Annotated in this window: 23 protein-coding genes, 1 tRNA gene and 1 pseudogene; 22 read left to right on the forward strand and 3 right to left on the reverse strand. The window is 35.7% G+C overall.

Annotated elements, in window-relative coordinates; translation table 11 throughout:
- The 20 genes from ACW2QF_RS06990 to ACW2QF_RS07085 form a co-directional block, all read left to right on the forward strand.
- Positions 1–565 (forward strand): TRM11 family SAM-dependent methyltransferase (locus tag ACW2QF_RS06990; protein ID WP_455715281.1); only part of this gene is annotated, 565 nt, incomplete at its 5' end.
- Positions 566–665: 100 nt separating this feature from the next.
- Positions 666–2,960 (forward strand): bifunctional glycosyltransferase/CDP-glycerol:glycerophosphate glycerophosphotransferase, encoded by a 2,295-nt coding sequence (locus ACW2QF_RS06995; RefSeq protein ID WP_455715282.1) that lies wholly within the window; start codon positions 666–668, stop codon positions 2,958–2,960.
- 39 nt (positions 2,961–2,999) lie between these two features.
- A complete protein-coding gene (locus tag ACW2QF_RS07000) occupies positions 3,000–3,491 on the forward strand; it encodes a restriction endonuclease (RefSeq protein ID WP_455715283.1) in 492 nt (163 codons plus the stop codon).
- 749 nt (positions 3,492–4,240) lie between these two features.
- Positions 4,241–5,371: a 1-propanol dehydrogenase PduQ gene (locus ACW2QF_RS07005; protein WP_455715284.1), complete on the forward strand. Its 1,131-nt coding sequence runs from the start codon at positions 4,241–4,243 to the stop codon at positions 5,369–5,371.
- 5 nt (positions 5,372–5,376) lie between these two features.
- On the forward strand, positions 5,377–5,742 hold the full coding sequence (locus tag ACW2QF_RS07010) for a BMC domain-containing protein (protein WP_455715285.1): 366 nt from the start codon (positions 5,377–5,379) through the stop codon (positions 5,740–5,742).
- A 19-nt stretch (positions 5,743–5,761) separates the two neighbouring features.
- Positions 5,762–6,205 carry a EutP/PduV family microcompartment system protein gene (locus tag ACW2QF_RS07015; protein WP_455715286.1) on the forward strand — a complete coding sequence of 148 codons (444 nt, stop codon included), beginning with the start codon at positions 5,762–5,764 and terminating at the stop codon, positions 6,203–6,205.
- A gap of 12 nt (positions 6,206–6,217) precedes the next feature.
- Positions 6,218–7,651, forward strand: coding sequence for an ethanolamine ammonia-lyase reactivating factor EutA (eutA, locus tag ACW2QF_RS07020; protein WP_455715287.1), 1,434 nt, complete (start codon positions 6,218–6,220; stop codon positions 7,649–7,651).
- A gap of 70 nt (positions 7,652–7,721) precedes the next feature.
- Positions 7,722–9,086, forward strand: a complete 1,365-nt coding sequence (locus ACW2QF_RS07025) for an ethanolamine ammonia-lyase subunit EutB (protein WP_455715288.1) — start codon at positions 7,722–7,724, stop codon at positions 9,084–9,086.
- Between the two features lie 14 nt (positions 9,087–9,100).
- Positions 9,101–9,988, forward strand: a complete 888-nt coding sequence (eutC, locus tag ACW2QF_RS07030) for an ethanolamine ammonia-lyase subunit EutC (protein WP_455715289.1) — start codon at positions 9,101–9,103, stop codon at positions 9,986–9,988.
- Between the two features lie 34 nt (positions 9,989–10,022).
- Positions 10,023–10,679 carry an ethanolamine utilization microcompartment protein EutL gene (eutL, locus tag ACW2QF_RS07035; RefSeq protein ID WP_455715290.1) on the forward strand — a complete coding sequence of 219 codons (657 nt, stop codon included), beginning with the start codon at positions 10,023–10,025 and terminating at the stop codon, positions 10,677–10,679.
- Between the two features lie 3 nt (positions 10,680–10,682).
- Positions 10,683–11,285, forward strand: a complete 603-nt coding sequence (locus tag ACW2QF_RS07040) for a BMC domain-containing protein (protein ID WP_455715291.1) — start codon at positions 10,683–10,685, stop codon at positions 11,283–11,285.
- A gap of 12 nt (positions 11,286–11,297) precedes the next feature.
- Positions 11,298–12,779, forward strand: coding sequence for an acetaldehyde dehydrogenase (acetylating) (locus tag ACW2QF_RS07045; protein ID WP_455715292.1), 1,482 nt, complete (start codon positions 11,298–11,300; stop codon positions 12,777–12,779).
- Between the two features lie 75 nt (positions 12,780–12,854).
- Positions 12,855–13,154 carry an ethanolamine utilization microcompartment protein EutM gene (eutM, locus tag ACW2QF_RS07050; protein ID WP_455715293.1) on the forward strand — a complete coding sequence of 100 codons (300 nt, stop codon included), beginning with the start codon at positions 12,855–12,857 and terminating at the stop codon, positions 13,152–13,154.
- 8 nt (positions 13,155–13,162) lie between these two features.
- A complete protein-coding gene (locus ACW2QF_RS07055; RefSeq protein WP_455715294.1) occupies positions 13,163–13,948 on the forward strand; it encodes a cobalamin adenosyltransferase in 786 nt (261 codons plus the stop codon).
- Positions 13,949–13,982: 34 nt separating this feature from the next.
- The gene (eutD, locus tag ACW2QF_RS07060; protein WP_455715295.1) at positions 13,983–14,615 is read left to right on the forward strand and encodes an ethanolamine utilization phosphate acetyltransferase EutD; all 633 of its coding nucleotides are present in this window, start codon (positions 13,983–13,985) and stop codon (positions 14,613–14,615) included.
- 13 nt (positions 14,616–14,628) lie between these two features.
- Positions 14,629–15,294 (forward strand): hypothetical protein, encoded by a 666-nt coding sequence (locus tag ACW2QF_RS07065; protein WP_455715296.1) that lies wholly within the window; start codon positions 14,629–14,631, stop codon positions 15,292–15,294.
- Between the two features lie 13 nt (positions 15,295–15,307).
- Complete coding sequence (locus ACW2QF_RS07070) at positions 15,308–15,580, forward strand: EutN/CcmL family microcompartment protein (protein ID WP_455715297.1); 273 nt, start codon at positions 15,308–15,310, stop codon at positions 15,578–15,580.
- A complete protein-coding gene (locus ACW2QF_RS07075; RefSeq protein WP_455715298.1) occupies positions 15,577–16,149 on the forward strand; it encodes a BMC domain-containing protein in 573 nt (190 codons plus the stop codon). The genes ACW2QF_RS07070 and ACW2QF_RS07075 overlap by 4 nt, the downstream gene beginning before the upstream one ends.
- Positions 16,146–17,234, forward strand: coding sequence for an ethanolamine utilization protein EutH (eutH, locus tag ACW2QF_RS07080; protein ID WP_455715299.1), 1,089 nt, complete (start codon positions 16,146–16,148; stop codon positions 17,232–17,234). The genes ACW2QF_RS07075 and eutH overlap by 4 nt, the downstream gene beginning before the upstream one ends.
- Before the next feature lie 11 nt (positions 17,235–17,245).
- Positions 17,246–17,713: a cupin domain-containing protein gene (locus ACW2QF_RS07085; RefSeq protein ID WP_455715300.1), complete on the forward strand. Its 468-nt coding sequence runs from the start codon at positions 17,246–17,248 to the stop codon at positions 17,711–17,713.
- 85 nt (positions 17,714–17,798) lie between these two features.
- Here the strand turns inward: ACW2QF_RS07085 and ACW2QF_RS07090 are convergent, their stop codons facing one another.
- Positions 17,799–19,862, reverse strand: a complete 2,064-nt coding sequence (locus ACW2QF_RS07090; protein ID WP_455715301.1) for an LTA synthase family protein — start codon at positions 19,860–19,862, stop codon at positions 17,799–17,801.
- Positions 19,863–20,289: 427 nt separating this feature from the next.
- On the opposite strand from ACW2QF_RS07090, the pseudogene ACW2QF_RS07095 reads away from it, so the two are divergent.
- Positions 20,290–20,718, forward strand: a pseudogene (locus ACW2QF_RS07095) (DUF523 domain-containing protein).
- A gap of 93 nt (positions 20,719–20,811) precedes the next feature.
- Here ACW2QF_RS07095 and ACW2QF_RS07100 read toward each other — a convergent pair.
- Positions 20,812–21,732, reverse strand: a complete 921-nt coding sequence (locus ACW2QF_RS07100) for a pseudouridine-5'-phosphate glycosidase (protein WP_455715302.1) — start codon at positions 21,730–21,732, stop codon at positions 20,812–20,814.
- Positions 21,733–21,791: 59 nt separating this feature from the next.
- Positions 21,792–22,883 (reverse strand): PfkB family carbohydrate kinase, encoded by a 1,092-nt coding sequence (locus tag ACW2QF_RS07105; protein ID WP_455715303.1) that lies wholly within the window; start codon positions 22,881–22,883, stop codon positions 21,792–21,794.
- A 173-nt stretch (positions 22,884–23,056) separates the two neighbouring features.
- Between ACW2QF_RS07105 and ACW2QF_RS07110 the strand changes: the two genes are divergently transcribed.
- Positions 23,057–23,140: transfer RNA gene (locus ACW2QF_RS07110), tRNA-Leu, on the forward strand.
- Positions 23,141–23,457: the final 317 nt, after the last annotated feature.

Consider the following 23,457-nt stretch of genomic DNA (forward strand, 5'->3'; position numbering starts at 1 on the left):
ATTAAAACTATATACGATTAAAGATAGCCGTTTTTCCTATAGGAAGAATACAATTGCTTCCAGTATCAAACCAGTTAACGCAGCGCTAACAGTAGAACTAGCAAAAGACTACATGAAGGAAGATGCCCAGGTTCTAGATCCATTCTGTGGAGTAGGTACCATGTTAATTGAAAGACATAAGGCAGTTAAGGCGTATTCAACCTATGGTCTTGATATCTATGCAGATGCAATTCAATTAGCGAAAGAAAATACACAGGCAGCAAGACAAGTCATTCATTATATTAATCGTGACTTCTTTGATTTCAAACATGAATATCTATTTGATGAGATTATTACGGATATGCCTTTCTCTAATTCCGTCAATAGGGAGCAGGAGATAAGCGATTTGTACCAACGTTTCTTTAAGAAAGCAGGAGTACATCTAAAAGATGATGGCGTGATAATCTTATATACCCATAACCTAGAATTTGTGCGTAAGTATAGTAAAGTAGAAGGATACCAGATACAAAAAGAGTTTGAGATATCAAGAAAAGAAGGAACATATGTGGTGATTATTACGAAGTAAAACAGAAAATATGTTCGAAAATGAATTGACGCTATTTTTACAATAAGATATAATATATATGCTTTTATTACAGTATAATAATGAAGTGAGGTAGAGAATCGTGAAGATAAGTGTAGTAATACCTTATGTGAATGGTCCCCATTTTCTAGAGGATTGTTTAGAAAGTTTAAAGGATCAAACATGGAAAGATTTTGAGGTATTGTTAGTACAAGATAAACCAAGTAAGTATCTAACGGAAACGGAAAATGTGAATGTGGTGGAAGAACCTACCAACATTGTGGATAACTATAAGAAATTTTTCCCTATCCGTGTATATCATACATCAAATACACAGGGGGTTAGTGCTGCTCGTAATATTGGTATTGAGAATGCTGTAGGTGAGTATGTATATTTCTTAGATTCAGACGACTATCTGTTTCATAATACGTTAGAAGAACTAGTAAAAGCAGCAGATGAGGGACAAGTTGATGTCGCTTATGGAAATATTGTTGATACCTGGTTTAAGAGACTTGTATTTTTTGAATCCTATGATAAAGAAGATAAGCAAGTGAATACAGCCTCAGAAGAAGCTATCATGAATGCCACAGAAGGTGATGATGAAGAGGATTATAGTAAGAATGTAATTACAAAACTAAAACCTTCTAAAGCAGCAGTAGATTTAATTGGTAAGAAACGTGGCTTTGTAGCCATATCAGCTTTGAATCTTCTTATTAAACGAGAATTACTTATCCATAATCAGATAGTTTTTGATGAGAAGGTTCTATTCTATGCGGATATGTCATTTGTAGCAAGGACGTTGAAAGTAGCAAGTAAAACAGTTTTCGTCTCAGAGGCTAGATATGTTAAGCGTAAACATAATGATCCAGTTCATTATCCAGCTATTACACAGATAAAGGCGGATGACAAATTTGCTCATATGCTACATTCTTATGAGACGTCAGTGGAGGCAGTAGGAGAGAATGATGTTATATCCTACTTATTAGCATTCAAGTTAATTAATTATTATACCAACTATCACGCAACTAAGATAAGAAGAAGTGAGAAGGTTTACTGGAGAGGTGAGCGCTTTACTTCTATGAAAAATTTAATTGCGAAAATACCAGAAGAGATTATTACCAGTTTATCTAGCTATAAGAAGAAGTTAGTAAAGAGATTGCTTAACGGTGATTTGACGGCTACAAAACGTGCTGTTAATGTACATCTTGGTTTGAAAAAAATTCGTAAGATTAAGACAAATCCGAGGGCATTTGCATGCTACCTATATTTTCATCTATTTACGAAAATGAAGATGAAAGATAACTGGGTATTGTTTGAAAGTTTCTTTGGTAAAAGTTATTCGGATAGTCCAAAGTATATCTATGAGTATCTAAATCAGGCCTACCCGAACCAGTACAAATGTATTTGGGTTATTAATGATATGAAGACAGAGATTCCATATGGAGCGATTAAAGTAAAACGTTTTAGTATTCGTTATGCCTATTATTTTGCACGTTGTAAATACAATGTACTGAATGTTAGACAACCAAACTGGATACGTAAACGTAAGGGGAATATATTCCTTGAGACTTGGCATGGAACTCCACTTAAAAGATTGGTTTTTGACCAAGAAGAAATATGTGGTGCATCTCCACTCCATAAGCAACAATTTTATCGTCAATCAAGAGATTGGGATTACTTAATATCAGATAATAGATTCTCTACAGAGACATTCAAAAGAGCATTTTTATTCCATAATGAGATTGTAGAATGCGGATATCCAAGAAATGATGTATTATATGCACCAGATAAAGAGGAAAGGATATCCAAGTTAAAGGATCAACTTGGAATACCAAAAGATAAAAAGACAATTCTATATGCACCAACATGGAGAGATGATGAGTATTACGGTAAAGGCGAATATAAATTTGCATTAAAATTAGATTTACGTGAATTAAAGAGACAGATTGGCGATGAATATGTACTGTTACTTCGTACCCATTATTATATTGCAGACTCTATTGATACAACAGGAATTGAAGACTTTGCTTTCAATGTTAGCAAATATAATGACATATCAGAATTGTATTTGATATCGGATTTGCTGATTACAGACTATTCTTCTGTGTTCTTTGATTATGCGAATCTTAGACGACCAATCTTATTCTATACCTATGATCTTGATAAATATAGGGATATGTTACGTGGTTTCTATCTTGATATAGAAAAAGAGATGCCAGGTCCATTATTATTTACTGAAGAGGAAGTTATTGCTGCGATTAAAGATATTAGAAGTATTGAGAAGCAATATCAGATTAAATACGACGAATTCTATAACCGTTTCTGTCATGTTGATGATGGGAATGCATCAAAGAGAATTGTTGAAAGAGTGTTTCAGCAGACGCCTTCGTCAAGCTAGGAACAAACAAAGGTTTCAGAAAGGAATTACAAAAGTATAATGCAGTTTGATACGCAACATGTGGAACAACTAATCTTGCTGTCAGCATCGATTGTTGCGGTTTTCTTCTTACTGAAGTTTATGAGAAAAAAGCATAAGAAGAAAAGATTGTTACAAAGCAATATCTATGATATTGACCTACTGTCAGGTGAAGATTTTGAGAAATTCCTTTATTATTTTTATAAAAAACATGGGTATCGAGTGAAATTAACTTCACTAACTCATGATTTCGGAGCAGATTTAGTTATTAAATCTCGTGGTAAACGAATTGTAGTACAAGCAAAACGTTACAAAGAACGGGTTGGAATTAAAGCAGTTCAGGAAGTAATTGGTTCTATGGCTTACTACAAAGCAAAACAAGGTATGGTTATAACGAATAGTTATTACACGCAAAGCGCATATGTACTTGCAAAGTCCAATGGAATTACCTTAATAGGACGTAATGCATTGATTCATATGATTACTAACGATAAGGTATTATTACCTAAATAGAACATTAATGCTGCTGTCGCATGAAGGTTATTGATGATAGAAGCAGAATAAACAGTTGCATATAGGTTAACGAAAAGTTTTTAAATTAAAAGCATTCACACACCGGTAAAAAGACACCCCCAAGAAGTTGAATGCCAATGACGTACATTTCATGTTCGTCATTGGCACACACCTTCTTGGGGGTGTTTTTTTAACGTTGCATTTCATTGCTTTTAATTTAAAAAATTTATGCTAGTTTATTCAAACAACTGTTTATTCTGATTCTATCTTGTAAGTTTTCGTGCGACAGCTTTTTATGAGTATTATTATAGGCTGAATTATAAAACTTAATATGTATCTATAAAGTAGACCAGCAAAACTCTTAATACCGTATATCTGCTTCTTAGCTTACGTACTATGACTAAGAAACAGTAGCGAAGCATCTACAGTACTTCTTAGTGTGTACTTAAGTACCCTAGGAAGGTGAGGCAAGGAAGCCAAGCCAGCCTGAGCTGAGGCAGGATGCCGAATCGAAGGCGGTTCCGCACCCATTAATGAAACTACGTGTACATACTTAGAAGTACTTAGATGTGCAGCGTGTTTTGTGTCATAGTACGTAAGCTAAGAAGCTATGAAAATGTAGATAGAGTTTTGCGTACATTATTAAAAATTTAATTAAGCTTTTTTGTCACTTAGAGAATATTTATCAAAAATGTACATATTCTAACTTGGTAACTATGGAACAAATAAAAAAGATAGGGTGATATCACATGAAAACATTTGAAGTTAAGACCAAAATTGTGTTTGGTGAAAATGCACTTGGATACATCACCTCACTGGCGAATAAGAAAGTTTTTATTGTAACTGATCCATTTATGGTAAAGTCAGGGATGATAGAGAGAATAACCTCCAAACTATCAAGTGGAAGTTATCAAGTATTTAGCGATGTTGTACCTGATCCCCCAATGGAACTGGTTGTTCAAGGTGTGAGTGAAGTAACTGCATATAAACCAGATGCAGTAATTGCCCTTGGTGGTGGTTCAGCGATAGATGCAGCGAAAGCAATCATGAACTTTTCAAAAAAAGCCGCAAATCTACCAGATATGCAATTCATTGCAATTCCAACTACAAGTGGAACAGGATCAGAAGTAACTAATTTTGCAGTAATTACAGATAAGCAAAAAGGAGTGAAATATCCACTTGTATCTAGTGAACTATTACCCGATGTAGCAATACTAGAACCTGAACTCGTTAAGAGTCTTCCAGCTCAAATCGTAGCGGATACAGGAATGGATGTATTAACCCATGCAGTAGAAGCGTATGTTTCTACAAAAGCTTCTGATTTTTCCGATGCGTTAGCAGAGAAAGCAGTCACACTCGTATTTGATTATCTACTGAGGTCCTACAGGAGTAGTGATGATATGGAAGCAAAAGAGAAGATGCATTCCGCATCTTGTTTAGCGGGTATGGCATTCAATGAAGCCTCCCTAGGTGTTAATCATGCCATTGCGCATAATATTGGTGGAAAACTCCACATACCGCATGGAAGAACGAATGCAATTCTTTTACCACATGTTATTGAATACAACAGTAATATGGAAGGGTTTAATCCTAAAACCTATACCTTAGCAGCTAAGAAATATGCAAAGCTTGCTAAATTATGTGGAATTCAAGGTGCAACCATTCGTTCGCTAGTTAAGGGATTCATTGCAGAAATTCTACGATTAGAACGTGAGATGAAGATGCCAATTTCCCTTAAAGATTGTGGAATTAAAGAAGAGGATTATCTTGAAGTTAAGAAAAGTATTGCTGAGGGTGCCCTAGAAGATGCGTGTATGGAAACCAATCCAAGGAAGACTACGGTATCAGATGTATTAGAGATTCTTCATCTAATTAAGTAGGGTAGGTGAGAACAATAGCACTACAAGTTGAGGAAAAACAAAGAATTATTCAAGAATTTGTACCAGGTAAACAGATTACTCTGGCACATATAATCGCAAATCCTACCGAAGAAATCTATCTGAAGATGGGGCTAATTACCGAAGAAATTAATGCCATAGGCATTATGACAATTACACCAAGTGAAGGAGCAATTATTGCTGCGGATATTGCAACTAAGTCGTCTGATATTAAACTTGGGTTTATTGATCGTTTTAGTGGTGCGCTTGTAATAACTGGTGATGTTAGTTCTGTTGAAGCCGGTATCAAAGATATTGTAATGGTATTAAATGAACAACTTGGCTTTACTCCAACGAAGGTTACAAGAACGTAGTGAGCTAGGAGGAATAGCTTTGGGAAAAATAATATTCATGGGCAGAACTGGTTGTGGTAAGACAACCTTATGTCAAAAATTAAGCCAACTTGAGATTCGATATAAGAAAACACAAGCAGTTGAATTGTATGATAAAGCAATCGATACACCAGGCGAATATCTAGAGAATAGGAATTATTATCGAGCGTTAATTAATACAGCAGTCGATGCGAAGTTAATAGCACTCATTGCTGATCCAACCGCTTACGATAACTTTATTCCACCCGCTTTTGCTGGAACCTTTGCAAAAGAATTGATTGGAATTATTACGAAAATAAATCTTGTGAACGACCAAGAAGCGATTTCCAAAGTAGAGAGAAGCCTAAAGGAAGCAGGAGTTACTCGGATCTTCAAAGTAGACACGATTGATGAAATCGGTATTGACGAACTTTTTGCTTATATTCATGAAAAAATTGATAGTTAGGAGGTGGAGTATATGAGAGAAGAACTACTTAGTGTTGGAATTGATATTGGAACAAGTACAACGCAACTTGTATTTTCAAAGTTATACATTGAGAATATGGCATCTAGTTACTCTGTTCCAAGAATCGTAATTGTTGACAAAGAAATCATATATCGTAGTGAGATAAATTTTACCCCACTAAAATCACCTACCGAAATCGATGGACCTAGAGTTAGGCAAATTATCGAAAAAGAATATGAAAGAGCTGGAATTAGTAAATCTGCTATAGATACAGGTGCAGTAATTATTACTGGAGAGACAGCGAGAAAAGAGAATGCAAAAGAAGTACTAGAATTCTTAAGTGGTTTCGCTGGTGATTTCGTTGTCGCTACAGCTGGACCCGATCTTGAAAGTATTATTGCGGGTAAAGGTGCAGGTGCTCATGCATATTCGAAAGAGCATAACACCACAGTGGTCAATATTGATATTGGTGGTGGAACAAGTAATTTGGCATTATTCCTGCGAGGAGAAATTGTTGATACTGGTTGTCTTGATATTGGAGGACGATTAATTAAGATTGATCCGTCGACCCATGAGATTACGTATCTATCAAAGAAAGTTGAGAAATTAATTGCCAAGCATAATCTGAATATTCGTATCGGTATGGTAGCAACCAAAGAAAACCTTGATCCTATCGTTAGATTGATGATTAAAGGTTTAAAGCAAAGTGTTGGTTTAGCTGAGATTGATGATGATTATGAGATTATGATTACCAATAAGAGTATTGACCCGAATCAAGATATTAAGAACATTTCGTTTTCAGGTGGTGTGGCAGATTATATCTATCATGATAGAGAGGGTAAAGATTATTTTGCTTATGGTGATATGGGAGTATTACTAGGAGAAGCAATTAGGCAATCCGACTTGTGTACAAGGCTTCATTTGATACAGAGTGTAGAAACCATTCGAGCTACTGTAGTAGGAGCTGGTACACATACAACAGAGATTAGCGGAAGTACGATTACGTATACCAGTAATCCATTTCCAATTAAGAACCTTCCGATTTTAAAGATGCGAAAAGAAGAGGAGGAGAGTAAAGAAACCTTACAGGAAGCGCTTAAGAAGAAATTAGAATGGTTCAAATTAGAAGGAAATCTTCAAAGGGTTGCAATAGCAATTGAGGGTATCAAAAATCCGTCCTTTGTTCAAGTATCCGATTATGCAAAAGGCTTAGTGATGGGGATACAAGAATTAATAAGTAGGGAATTACCACTGATTATCATTGTGGAACAAGATATGGCAAAGGCTTTAGGACAAGCCATGTATCATGAACTGAATTATCAAAAAGATGTTATCTGTCTTGATAGTATTAAGCTAGACAACGGGGATTACATTGACATTGGAAAACCTGTGGCAGAAGGAACCGTCTTACCAGTTGTAGTGAAGACACTTGTATTCAATGAATAAGAATGGGTATCCAAATCCTTAAAGTTTGGAGAATTAGTAGTTATAAAAAGTGAATAATAGGAGGCGTAATATGATTTTAAAGACCTTGTTATTTGACCATACTTATGAGTTTAAATCACTCAAAGAAGTATTGGCGAAAGCGAATGAAGAAAAATCAGGAGATTTACTTGCAGGTGTAGCAGCAGGTTCTGCAGAAGAACGTGTAGCAGCTAAAGTCGTTTTAGCTAACATTACATTAGAACAATTAAGAGAAAATCCCGTAGTTCCTTATGAGATTGATGAAGTTACAAGAATTATCCAAGATGATGTAAATGAAAAGATTTACAATGAAATAAAACACCTAACAGTAGCAGAATTTCGTGAATGGATTCTTGATGAAAGTACCAAAGGTAGTGATATTAGACGTATTAGTCGAGGGTTAACTTCTGAAATGGTAGCAGCAGTTGCTAAATTAATGTCTAATATGGATTTAATTTATGGTGCAAGCAAAATCCGTGTTACAGCACATTGTAATACAACAATTGGTGAACCTGGAACTTTAAGCTCACGTCTACAACCAAACCATCCGACAGATGATCCAGATGGTATCATGGCTTCTTTATTAGAAGGTTTGACTTATGGAGCAGGAGATGCACTTCTTGGACTTAATCCTGTAGATGATTCAACCGAAAGTGTTGCCCGTGTATTAAAACGTTTTGAAGAAATTAAACAAAAATTCAAAATACCTACACAGACTTGTGTACTTGCCCACGTAACAACACAAATGGATGCAATCAGAAAGGGTGCTCCAACGGATCTCATCTTCCAATCAATTGCAGGTTCTGAAAAAGGTAATGAAGCTTTTGGTTTTAATGCTGCAATCATTGAGGAAGCTAGACAGTTAGCCTTACACGAAGGTACGGCAGAGGGTCCTAACGTAATGTATTTTGAAACTGGTCAAGGTTCTGAGTTGTCTTCAGAAGCCCATCATGGAGCCGATCAGGTAACGATGGAAGCTAGATGTTATGGATTTGCAAAACATTTTGATCCATACATTGTTAATACAGTAGTTGGTTTCATAGGACCAGAGTATCTATATGATGGAAGACAAGTAAATCGTGCTGGCCTAGAGGATCACTTTATGGGAAAACTAACTGGTATTTCAATGGGGTGCGACGCATGTTACACAAACCATATGAAAGCCGATCAAAATACAATTGAAGATTTGTCAGTACTTCTTACAACTGCAGGTTGTAACTATTTCATGGGTATTCCACATGGTGATGACGTTATGCTTAATTATCAAACAACTGGATACCATGAAACGGCAGCATTACGTGAGATGTTTGGTTTAACAGCCATCAAACCATTCCATGAATGGTTAGTCAATATGGAATTCGTTGATGAAAAAGGCAAGCTAACGAAGCGTGCTGGTGATGCTTCAATATTATTCTAGAAGGAGGGAAGAGCATGAACGAGCAAGACTTAAGAAAAATGGTAGAACAGATGGTAGAACAGATGGTGAGTAAAGATTCTAGCAATTCCACCATTTCTAATAACAATAAATACGAGCCATCATCAAGCTCACAGGTGAGTGGTGAATGCCTCCCTGATATTACAAAGATTGATTTACGTAAGCAATTCTTAATAAAGGATGCCAAGGATAAAGAAGGATATTTGGCAATGAAAGCAAAGACTCCTGCGCGTCTAGGTATGGGTAAAGCAGGTGCTAGATATAAGACAGCTAGTATGTTGCGTGTACGTGCCGACCATGCAGCAGCACAAGATGCTGTATTTTCAGATGTATCCGAAGAGTTCATTAAGAAGAATAATTTCGTATTTGTTAAGACCTTGTGTAAGGATAAAGATGAATATCTTACAAGACCTGATCTTGGTAGAAGATTTCCGCCTGAAGAGATAGAAGTGATTAAGAAAACATGTGGTCAAAATCCAAAAGTACTAATAATCGTAGGCGATGGACTTTCTTCTTCTGCTATTGAAGCCAATGTAGAAGATATGATTCCTGCTATTAAACAAGGGCTTAGTAGATATAGTATAAATGTTCCACCAATTTTATTTATCAAATATGCCAGAGTTGGTGCGATGGACGACATTGGTCAAGCTACAGACGCAGATGTAATCTGTATGTTGGTTGGTGAAAGACCAGGACTTGTGACAGCAGAATCTATGTCAGCTTATATTGCCTATAAACCAAAACATGGTTTACCAGAAGCAAAGAGAACGGTTATTAGTAACATTCATAAAGGTGGTACTACTGCAGTTGAAGCAGGTGCACATGCAGCGGATTTAATCAAGAAGATGTTAGATAAGAAAGCATCTGGTATTGACTTAAAATAAACGTGTAAAGAGAGAGAATTAAGGAGGAAATCATATGAAAAATGATAAATTGCGACCTAAGATTCTTGCAGTTCGCATTATATCAAATGTAAGTCCTGATTTGGCAGCAAAATTAGAATTAGGTCCTCGCCATAAGAGTATTGGGATTATCACGGCGGATATTGATGACGTAACTTATACAGGGCTTGATGAAGCAACAAAAGATGCAGATGTAGAGGTTGTATATGCAAAATCAATGTACGCAGGTTCTGCTAATGCATCTACAAAGTTAGCGGGTGAGGTGATTGGTATCTTAGCGGGACCGAGTCCTGCTGAAGTAAGAAGTGGATTGAATGCTTGTATCACTTTTATGGAAAATGATGCTTATTTTGTAAGTGCAAACGAAGATGATTCTATTGCATATTATGCGCATACCGTTTCTCGTACTGGTTCTTATCTATCAAAGGTAGCAGGTATTCCAGAAGGAGAAGCAATAGCTTATTTGATTGCACCTCCGCTAGAATCCATCTACGGATTAGATGCAGCAATGAAAGCTGCTGATGTTAAGTTATGTGAATTCTTTGGACCACCATCTGAAACTAACTTTGGTGGTGGTTTATTGACAGGTTCACAATCTGCCTGCTATGCTGCTTGTTCTGCATTCGCTGAGGCTGTTCGTAGTGTTGCGGAACGTCCAAAGGAATATCAATAATAGATGCAAGCGCTTGGCTTAATTGAAGTAGTAGGATATCCTCCAGCAGTAGAAGCGGCAGACGCAGCATTGAAAGCAGCCAATGTTACGTTGCTTAGCATAGCAAAAGCAGATGCTGGTATTATGACAGTTGAAATTGTGGGAGACGTTGGAGCAGTAACTTCTGCTGTAGATGCAGGTGCTAGAAGTGCTGCTAGAATCGGACTTGTTCGTGCGAGACATGTTATACCAAGAGTGGAACCTGAATTAATAGGTACGGTGATTCCAAGAGAACATGCTTACAAAAAGGTGGAACCAAAGATTCCTGAACCCAAGAGTGATGATCAAACGGAGTCAACTAAGGAAGTAAAGGAAGCTGAGAATCTACCAGATGAAGCAGGCAAGACGCAAGACAAAAAACCTGACGTTCCCGTTACAGACAAGAAAGACGAAAAATCACCAACCTTTGATTTTTCCCAAGAACAATTAAGTAAACGTAGTAATGCGAATCTAAGGAATCTTATTCAATCGTTAGGTATTGAAGTCGGGGCAGATCGCTTGAATACAATGAAGAAACAAGATCTTATTCGGTTATTACTTGATTATGATAAGAAACACGAGAAATAAAGGAGACAGCGAATGGAAAATCAAGATAAAGACCTACGCTCGATACAAGAGGTGCGAAACCTTTTAAGGGAAGCTGATAAGGCACAAAAGATTTTGGTAACCTTCGATCAAGCTAAGATTGATCAAATTATAAAAGTAGTTGCAGATGCTTGTGTACAAAATGCAGTACGTTTGGCAAAAATGGCAAACGAAGAAACTAGTTTTGGTATATGGCAAGATAAAGTAATAAAGAATGTATTTGGTTCGAAAGTTGTCTATGAAGCAATTAAAAATCAAAAAACGGTTGGTATTATAGCAGAAGACAAAGAAAAGAGGACCATGGATGTTGCTACAGCAGTAGGAGTAATAGCAGGAATTATTCCTTCAACAAATCCAACTTCTACCGTAATGTATAAATCATTAATCGCAATTAAGGCTGGAAACAGCATTGTATTTTCACCTCATCCAGGTGCATTAAAATGTATTCTAGAAACAGTTGATGTAATAAGAAAGGCATTAAAATCCATTGGTTGTCCAGAGTCAACGGTATCATGTATCTCTATACCAACAATGGAAGCAACACAGGAGCTAATGAAGAATGATATAACAAAGCTAATCCTTGCAACAGGCGGCTATGCCATGGTTAAGTCTGCATATTCTTCTGGAACACCGGCTATCGGAGTTGGTGCTGGTAATGGCCCAGCATTCATAGAAAAGACAGCAGATGTGAAACAAGCAGTTAAGCGAATTATGGATTCTAAGACCTTCGATAATGGAACTATCTGTGCTTCAGAACAATCTGTTGTTGTGGAAAGATGTATGGAAGACACGGTTAAGAATGAGTTTCTAGCACAAGGTGCTTATTTCTTAGATGAACAAGAAGCAAAACAATTAGGTAACTTCATATTAAGAGCCAATGGAACAATGAATCCTCAAATCGTAGGTAAATCTGTGAAAAAGATTGCTGAACTGGCAGGATTATCAAAAGTTCCTGATACAGCAAGAGTCCTAATTGCAAAAGAATGTAAAGTAGGACACACAGTACCATATTCCCATGAAAAGTTAGCACCGATCTTAGCTTTCTATGTAGAAGATAATGCAGATACTGCATTAGATCGTATCTGTGAAATTCTTTACTTTGAAGGAATGGGACACACTTTCTGTATGCATACGAATAATGAAGAATTAGTAAAACGCTTTAGTTTGAAAGTGCCTGCATCAAGAATTTTGATCAATACACTTGGTTCTCTTGGTGGAGTAGGTGCTACTACAAACTTATTTCCTGCGTTAACCCTTGGTTGTGGAGCAGTAGGTGGAAGTTCTTCTTCCAATAACATTGGACCACTTGATTTGATTAATATTAAGCGTGTTGCATATGGTGTGAAAGAGATGGAACAACTTCGAAAAGAAGCAGCTATAGAGGGTTGTTGTGACGGTGGATGCCATACTGGCAATGCTGATGTATCACAACTAGTAGATATTTTAGTAACAAAAATTATGCAAGAGTTGGTCTAGACAAGCTATGCATGAGATTATAGAGAATGAAGAATACTAATCTAGTAATGTTGAAATAATAGGAGGTTGCATATTATGGCAAATACAAATTCGCTCGGTATGATTGAAACGAAAGGTTTAGTTGGTGCAATAGAAGCAGCAGATGCAATGGTGAAAGCAGCTAATGTTACACTTGTAGGAAAAGAACAAGTTGGTGGTGGTCTTGTAACAGTTATGGTTCGAGGTGATGTAGGTGCTGTTAAAGCAGCAACAGATGCTGGCGCGGCAGCTGCAGAAAGAGTTGGTGAATTGATATCTGTTCACGTTATTCCAAGACCTCATACAGAAGTCGATGCAATTCTTCCACGTGGTAGAGATCAATCTACACAGGCATAGTTTAGAATATGGCGTTATTAACGGAGAATGACATCCGTAAGCTATTTGGAGAAAAAGTGTTGATGGAAAAGGGTGAGTTCTTCCTTGAAAAGGATATGATACTCACCCCATCAGCAAGATCGTATCTTGCGGATAAGAATATTATTATACGAACCGACCACCTAGACGGGAAGAATCGCTATTCGAAGGAAGATTCGATAGGGAAAAAGGAGAAAGTGATGCAGGTAGAAGAGCAAAAGGAAGAAATATATGAGACTCTCTTTGGAATTACCTTGCATGAAAAACCAGAGCATATGACCCATCTTAGAGGGAATCTATTAGTGTTTAAGGATAATGGAAGAATTGCCTTAAGAGGTGCTATTGATTCATTGGAATCTGAGATAATACTTGTTCAGATTGCAGCACAAAAAGAAGGGTCAAAGAAATTAGTCGATGATTTAGAAGAAATCATTCGCTTTATTCGTAGTCTGTTAAGAAGTGAAATTACAGGTGATTCAATCAGTGATTTCCATCTACAGGGTCTAGAACCCAAGGAAATAAGAGAACAATCCTATCACCCTAGTAAATATTTTGGCGTAAAGCATTTCTTACCAACTTACAAACATGGTGAGATGGTTGCCCATCTTAACAAATTAAGAACATTAACAAGGCGTACAGAATTAATTGCATTCAAAGCATTTAAAACGGAAGAGAACAAGGTAGAAAGGGTAGATATTATACGTGCCTTTAATCGATTATCATCCTTATTCTGGATTATGATGTTTAAATATATAACAGATAAATACAAAGACTAAATTTATGATAAATTGCTTGGAAAGGAGGTAGTATATGAATACTTGTAATATAGAAACGGTTGTAGAGAGTGTAATCAATGAGCTAAAGGCTAAGGTATTTGTAATGGTGGAAGCTTCTGGTCGCCATGTTCATCTAAGTAAACAAGATTTATATGCCTTATTTGGAGATGGATATCAGTTAACACCAGTCAAAGATTTATCACAACCAGGTCAGTATGCGTGTGCAGAACGTGTTACTATTACAGGCCCAAAAGGTTCGTTGCAAAATGTAGTAATCCTAGGTCCTACTAGACCAGAATCACAAGTGGAGATCTCATTAACGGATGGATTAGTACTTGGAGTTAAGGCACCTGTTAGATTAAGTGGTGATATTGACAATACTCCAGGAATTACAATTACAAATCCTAAGAATGGAAAGAGCATTATAATTAATAAAGGCTTGATTGTTGCAAAAAGACATATTCATATATCACCAGAAGACGCAGAGAGATTTGGTGTTAGCAATGGACAAACAATCAAAATAAAAGTATTTGGCGAACGACCAGTAATATTTGAGGATTTAGATGTCCGCGTAAATAAGAATTTTAAAACAGCTGTACACATTGATTATGATGAAGCAAATGCATGTGGTTATACGAAAAACAGCATGGGATTAATATTATCATAATCGAGGTGACAGTATGGATAGAGAAGCTCTCATTCAGGATATTGTTAATGAATTAATGAATCGCTTACAAAAGGTTTCTAAAAGAGTATGTGTTATAGGTGACCTCCCAGAAGACACTTATATTAGTAATGAAATAGAGTTTGTACCTTATTCTTCTTATTGTTCAGAGGATGATACCTTGTTAATTACAACAATGTCACCAGCTATGTTAGCTAACCTAGCAAATGGAATGGCTAAGACAAGGGAAGAAGAAATCGTTTTAGATTCTCTCTTGAATGGTAAGAAAGTTTATATCTTAGAAAATGCGTATGAACATCAAAGATATAAACGAGTTGCTTACAAAGCCTTATATCATCTGTATCAAGATTATGAGGTGAAACTTAGCAATTATGGAATTCAAGTAATACAAAATTCTATAGACATCATAAGCGAAAAAGTTAATTCTAATAAAAAGCAATATAGGCAGTTTGCAGATCAAAGTTATATGAATGGATATGATGTTTCTAATACAACAATCGGAAAAGTCGATTGGAGAAAAAAACACCTTCTTCTTGAGAAAGATTTTATGGATACTCGAATAGAGAGTAATCGAATTGTATTAATTACAAAAGATTGTATAATAACGCCAATGGCTAGGGATTATATTAGAGAACATCAAATTCATATAGAACGTGGATAGTGGAGGCGGTTATTTGGAATTAGGCAAAGTAATTGGCAGTGTATGGGCAACGAAGAAAGACGAAAATATGAATGGACTAAAGCTAATGCTTATTAAGAATATGAATGAATATGAAAGATTGAATGAACGTATAACAGTTGCTGCAGACATTGTTGGTGCGGGAGTAGGTGATACCGTACTTATTGTACGGGGAGGATCTGCTAGATATGCTATTCAAAGCTCCGACACTCCGATCGACGCTGCAATTGTTGGTATCGTTGATTCAATAGAGGTGCTTAAGTCATGAGTAAAAGTATCGGTGCTTTAGAATTTCAAAGTATCAGTAAAGGTATGTACATTGCTGATACTATTGTAAAGAAAGCAAGCGTAGAAATTCTCTATTTTCGAACAATTTGTCCTGGAAAATTCCTTGTTGTTATAACTGGAGAAGAAGATGCAGTGGATGAAGCTATTGATTGCGGTGAAGACCTAGCAGAAAAAAGTCTTGTAGATAGTTTTCGTGTTCACAATGTATCACCAGAAATCGTGGAAGGTTTCCGTAATCGATATGAACGTCCAAATTATATTGATGCAATAGGGATTATAGAAACTAGAAAAGTCTGTACTGGTATTCGAGTACTTGATATTGTTTTAAAGGCTGCAGACGTATCTCTTTTAAAAATCTATATGGCTTTTGCTATCGGTGGAAAATTGGTCTTTCTTGTTACCGGATCTGTGAGTAGTATCGAATATGCATTTCAGGAAGGAAAAACACTATTGAGTGAATATGAAAGTTCGAATATAGCAATCATTCCTTCCCCGAGTGAAGAGATGTTGGGGCAGTTAGTGTATGGGAAAAAGGAGGTAAACGAATGAGCATTAATGAGGTAGTTGTCTACATTATGGTCTTTTTTGCGGTTCTTGGTGCAATAGACCGTATTATTGGAAATAAGTTTGGATTAGGCGAAAAGTTTGAAGAAGGAATTTTGGCAATCGGATCTCTTGCAATTTCCATGGTTGGTATTATTGCATTAGCTCCAGTTCTTGCAGATTTATTAAACCCTATTGTAGTACCAGTATATAATTTCTTAGGTGCTGACCCTGCTATGTTTGCAGGTACTATCCTTGCTAATGATATGGGTGGTGCTCCACTAGCACAAGCGTTGTCATTGACAGAAGAGGCTGGTAAATTTGGAGGTTTGATTGTTGGTGCTATGATGGGGCCTACAATTGTATTTACTATACCAGTAGCACTTGGTATTATTCATGCAGATGATAGAAAATATCTTGCAACTGGCGTACTAGCTGGTGTTGTAACGATACCAATCGGTTCCTTTGTTGGTGGTTTAGTTGCAGGGTTCCCGGTTATTATGGTTTTAAAGAACTTAATTCCTATTATTATAATTGCCGTATTAATCGTATTAGGACTTTTGAAATTCCCAAATGGAATGATAAAAGGATTCACTGTATTTGGTAAAATTGTAGTTGCCATTATCACAATTGGTTTAATTGCTGGTATCGTAGAACAACTTACTGGTATTGTTGTGATTAAAGGTATGAATCCTTTAAGTGAAGGGTTTGAAATTGTAGCAGATATCGCAATCGTACTAGCTGGTGCATTCCCGTTAGTATATGTAATTACAAAAGTGTTCAAAAAACCACTTTTGGCGCTAGGTAAAGTACTTGGTATGAATGATGTTGCTGCAGCAGGTTTAGTAGCCAGTTTAGCTAATTCAATTCCTATGTTTGATATGATGAAGGATATGGATAAACGAGGTAAAATTCTAAACGTTGCCTTTGCAGTATCAGCAGCTTTCGTATTCGGTGATCACTTAGGCTTCACAGCTGGTTTTGATTCAACTATGATCCTTCCAATGATTGTTGGTAAGTTAGTAGGAGGTATAACAGCAATTATAGTTGCAATCTTTATTGCCAATAAAACATTAGCGAAGGAAAGTTAAGGAGTGTAGGAATGGAAGTCAATCGTTATACAATTGAATCTATGATTCGTGAAATACTAAGTGAGAAAATAGGAAATATAGCTGCTGGTTGTTCAAACAGCAATAGAGAGTGTACCAAAGAAGGCGTTATAGGCGTTCATGTACCAAAGATTAAAGTAACAGAAGAAGATAGAATGGATACAGGTAAGCCAGGAGATATTGTATATACAAAAGATTTATTCTCATTAGGGGAAAGTCCTCGTCTTGGCTGTGGAATCATGGAGATGAAAGATACTACTTTTGATTGGACTTTAAACTATGATGAGATTGATTATGTAATTGAGGGTAGTCTTAGTATTATAATTAATGGGAAAACGGTTACTGCAGGGCCAGGGGAATTGATCCTTATACCAAAAGGATCTTCCATTAAATTCTCTGTACCAAACTATGCAAGATTTATCTATGTGACTTATCCAGCTGATTGGGCTAACCAAGGTTAATAGATAGAAAGAGTGGCTGTTGAAGAATGGTTGTATGTACAAAAAAGCCTAGTAACAAAAAGTTACTAGGCTTTATATCTAAATTTTATTGGTATATATATGGGGCAGTATAACTTAAGACTGTTTTATCATCACCTTTTTGACCTACTTTGATTTCATCACCAGAGTTAAGTTCACTAGTGGCGATTGATAGTGTTTTATCATCTACATAGGTAGTTTCTAATTCCGTATCATTAACAAATACTTTACTGTATTGCGTGAAGTTTTCACCTTTTATATAGATGACATCTGTAGAATGTTGGGTACCAGTGACTTTAATTTTATCAACACCCATTTGAATGTCAGTTGTAATATAAGGACTTACTCCATTGAATATTGCTTGATCACCATATAGCATATCATATTGAAGTAATTTTAATTCATTAAGATAATCATCCGCATTTGATTCGTTTTGATGAAGTTTTGTTATATAACCGTTATCAATATTAAGGCGTTTTAGAATAGAAGCACTAAGTTGATAAGCTTCCATATCCATATCTATCTTTGGTAGATCCATGTTATCCCAAATTACATAGGAAGTTTGATAGATATTATCATTCTCTAGGTCAGAAGGTTCTATACCTAAGCTAGGTAGATGGTCTCCGTAAAAGACTAAAACAACATCTTCATCTAATTTTTCTAATTCATTAATAAGAGTGCCAAGCATAGCATCCATTTCATGAATTTGATTTACATAATATTCGAAAGCACAACGTTCATCTTCAGCGATTCCATCAACTGTGATAGCATCTTCAGATGGTGTATAACCTTCTGCTAACGTATATTGTCGTCGTTCTTTCGTAGCACTTGAACTAGATAATGTTTCACTGTCAGTAACCGAGAAATCATCTTCGCTTCCAGGGTATTTACCATGACCTTGAACAGAGATTGTATATACAAAATCTTGCTCTTTTGTAGATTTCAGTGATTTCACGATTTCCTCAACTAGTACATTATCTTTTGCCCAACCCATAGGGTTTAGCTCAACGTTGTGCATATATTCAAGTGAAGTAAATGTATCAAATCCTAAATTACTAAATACTTGATTACGTCCATAGAATGTACCGTCATTATTATGAATTGCATGGGTAGAATAGTTAAGCTCTTTTAAGTTATAAGCAATACTTTCACTGGTCTTTTGTTTTAAAATTGTTTTATATGGATATTCACCAGGGCCAAAGAAATCTAAGTTCATACCAGTCAAAATTTCAAATTCTGTATTGGCAGTACCAGCACCTACGGAAGGAACGGTGAGGAAACCATGACTAAATTTCTCTTGTAATGCATGATAATTTGGTAGTGGGTCCTCAGAATAGGTGTAATCTTTCATAAGCGTTACATCATATAAGGATTCAAGCTGGATCATAATGATATTAGGTGTTTTCTTTTTATCTTCTTCGATTTCAGATGTTGTTGCTAACGAGCCTTCGGCAAGTTCTTCCATCTTTTGTTCGGAGTAATTTTTCGGTTTGTCGATGCCTGTATTAACAAGGCTGTTAGTAAAACAGTAAACAAATCCATAATCCTTATAAGCATCAGCAATGTTTCCAAAGTTTTTAGCTAGTGACTTGGTGCTAACACCAAGGCTAGTAAGTAATAAAATGGAACCAAATAATAAAGCTATGCAAACGGCATTACGAATACGTGCTACTTTTTGTTTGTATTTTGGTGCAAATATAAATAACAATACGATTCCAGTAATAACGACAATCGCACCGACTATAAGAAGAACGATTTGCCAATTAGTTAAGTACACATGAATCATAGGTATTGCTTCATCCAACAGGGATAAATCCACTGCGGTAAATGGAGTTACACGATACGATAGTAATACCGCATTCGTTATTGCAAAAGCAATCCAAATAACTGAAACAATACTTGTTACAAATAGTCTTCGGTTTACTAGGAAAGCGATGGAGAATGTTAATAACACAATCAATGTATTGTATAGGAATACAAACGGGCTGGTTACAACATGTTTTAATGCCCCTAATAGCGAAGATCTATTTAGAATCTCTATCAATAGGTTTATAATTAAAGACAAATAAACGAATTGAAGTAGGTTCTTGGATTCTTCTTTCGAAAATAGACTCTTTAATTTTTGTAACATTACTTTACTCCTCCTCTAACTTATGATAGTTTTATTTTGGTCCGTAACTGTTATAGACCTTATTAACATATCTTAAGTTCTATAGCAACATAACTTTTTAAAGTGAATTAACAGTTATATTATGTATTCAAAGCTTTCGCCGTATTATAATATAACATTTTTGGAAGTTTTGCAATGTTAAAAACGAATAAAAATTTAGTGAATTTAGACTTTTTTTTAGTACCTTTATGAATAAAATTTGTAAGAGTTAGATAAATAGAAAAGTCAAGGTGTTTTATTAAAGATTACCTTAATAAATTCTTAAAAAACCTTAAGAAATAAGGAAGGAGAAGTTTTGATATGTTAGTATTTCATTGACAAGTTTGGTATAGATTACTATACTCTAAGTATGTTTAGATAATCAAAGGGAGAGGAGGAGAGGATAAGAATGAATATTGTAGTCAGCGCATGTTTGTTAGGTGTAGATTGTAGATATTGTGGAGATAACTGCAAGAACGAAGAAATTCTAAAGTTAAGAGAAGAACATACTTTAATTCCAGTATGCCCAGAACAATTAGGAGGCTTAACAACGCCTAGGTTACCGTCGGAGAGACAAGGTGATTTAGTAATTGCTAAGGATGGTAAAGATGTAACAAAGGCTTTTCAAGATGGGGCAAATCAAGCATTATACGTAAGTAAGTTATATTAATGTGAGACAGCCATTCTTAAGAAAAATAGTCCATCATGTGGATTTGGAGTGATTTATGATGGTACTTTTACAGGTAATAAGGTACCAGGAGATGGTGTAACTGCAGAATTGTTCAATCAACATGGAATTCGTATATTGAATGAAGATAATTTCAAAGAAGATATTTAATATAATATTAATAATATAAAGACCCATGGAGTAGATCATTATCGCCATAATATAGCGATAATCTACTTACATGGGTCTTCTTATAATTATTACTTATTTACACATTTCGACTGCAACTTGTGCTGCAAGTTTTGCATTATTAAATACAAGTTGAATATTAGAATTTAAACTATTTCCGCCTGTAATTAATTGAATTTCATTGAGTAAGAAAGGAGTTGTTTCTTTACCTTTAATACCTAATTTATTCATCTTATCAATTGCATCATTGATTGCTTTATTGATTGTATCATAATCCATAGCATATTCTTCTGGAATTGGATTGGTAACTAACATACCACCACGTAAACCAAGATCTAATTTTGCTTTAAATGCATCTGCTAATTCTTTTGGACTGTCCATTCTGTAATCTACTTTGAAACCGCTCTTTCTTGTGTAGAAAGCAGGTAATTCTTCTGTTTGGTAACCTAGTACTGGAACACCTTTTGTTTCTAAGTATTCTAGTGTAAGACCAAGGTCTAGAATTGATTTAGCACCAGCACAAACAACCATAACGTTAGTCATGCCAAGTTCTTCAAGGTCAGCAGAGATATCCATTGTAGTTTCAGCACCACGGTGAACACCACCAATACCACCTGTAGCAAAGATATTAACACCTGCTAATGAAGCAAGAATCATGGTTGTTGCTACTGTTGAAGCGCCATCTTCACCTTTGGCTACAAGAATTGGAATGTCACGACGACTTGTTTTTGTAACGTCTAATCCTTTCTTTCCTAAATAATTAATTTCTTCTTTGGAGATACCAACTTTAAGTCTTCCTTTGATAATTGCAGTTGTAGCAGGAATTGCACCATTATCACGAACGATTTTCTCAACTGCAAGAGCAGTTTCCACATTTTGTGGATATGGCATACCGTGAGATATAATGGTAGATTCAAGTGCAACAACTGGTTTCCCTTCAGCAAGAGCTTGTTGCACTTCTGGTGCAACGTCAAGATATTTATTTAATTGATTCATGTGATACCCTCCTAGTTTTATCTTATCATTTTGTGCATTACTAGCTTAATGCTAGTTAATTATATCTTCATATCGATTCTGGCTCTTGTTAGTGCAGCCTGAATGGTAAGAGATTCGTTAATAGTATTTTTACCTTCGCAACAGATACTTGAAGCAGCAAGCCCTAATCTAGTACTTTCGGTCAAAGTAAGACCGTTTAAATACCCCCATGCTATAGCAGCCATGAAACTATCACCTGCACCTGTCGCATTCACAAGATTTGTTTTCAAACAAGGAAGAAGCGCGGATTCGTACTTGTTTGCACAGAATACACCGTCTTTTCCAAGTGATAGAAATACTTGCTCAATACCTAACTCTAATAGGTACTTAGTAGCTTTTTTCATACTTTTCTCGTCTGTAATTTTGATACCTGTGAGTAATTCTGCTTCCATACGATTTGGTTTAATCGAATGAAACTTACCTAAAGAAGTCAGTAGTTTTCTAGATTTGGTTGTGGAAACAGGATCAACAAAGATTGGAACAGTACAATACTGAGCCAAATAGTTAATAGCTCCCTCGGATAAATTTGTGTCAATAATACAAATGGAGGCATTATTAATAATATCCATTTTACTAGAGATATAGTCAGGAGTTAAGTAACGATATATCTCCATATCAGATACAGCTAATTCCATATCCCCATCATCAGAAGTGATGAAAAGATAACTAGATGTAACACCATTAGGTACCATTAGTGAATTAGTAGTATCAATGCCAAGATCAATACAATTTTTGGTTATCTTTTGTGCATTCATATCCTCACCAAATGCAGTGATTAGCTTGACATCTGATCCAAGAAGACGTAGGTTATGAGCAATGTTTCTTCCCACTCCACCAAATGTCATTCTTACTTGTCCTGGATTGGAATCGTTGTAAATAAGTGGGTTATACGGCCTGCCGAATATATCCATATTCACACCGCCTATAACAATTGCATAATTGTTTTTTTGGACAATATATCCCTTACCAAGAATCATACCCTTCTTCATTAAGTTGGATATGTGAACAGCAACAGAGGAACGTGTAATTCCTGCAAGATCTGCTAATTCTTGTTGTGATATTAAGGGGTTTTCTTCAATCCACTCTAACAATTGTTTCTCTCTACGAGTCATGTAAAATGGCACCTCCTAAATATTTGCTTATATAAGCAATCCTTTGTTTATATTATGAAATATACAGTACTAAAAGTCAATGAGAATTCAATATAATTGTGTATTTAAATTTTGAATTTATTATGATATAATTATATTGTTATATTTGGTAAGATATAACAACTACATATCGTGCAGTTGTGGCGGAATTGGCATACGCGCTAGATTCAGGTTCTAGTCTGGGTTTCCAGGTGAGGGTTCAAGTCCCTTCAACTGCAGTAATTAGAAGAACTGCATGAGGTTGGCGTAAAATCGAGTAGTCATGCTATGTTATTAAAACTAAATACTTTCACATACCATCAAAAAGAACAACTTTTCTGAGCTGAATGACATTATGTGAACATATATATATGTTCACATATGGTACTACAGCTACGAAAAGTTGTTTTTTTGATTTTGTATTTCAATGCATTTAGTTTGTTTAAATGGTATCTCATAACACTATATTTGCATTTAAATATTAAGTTATACTTAAGTTTATTGTTATAGCGTTGTAAACATTATGCAGTAAGCGTATTATTAGAAATATTATAGT

The sequence above is a fragment of the Anaerosporobacter sp. genome (assembly GCF_965301125.1).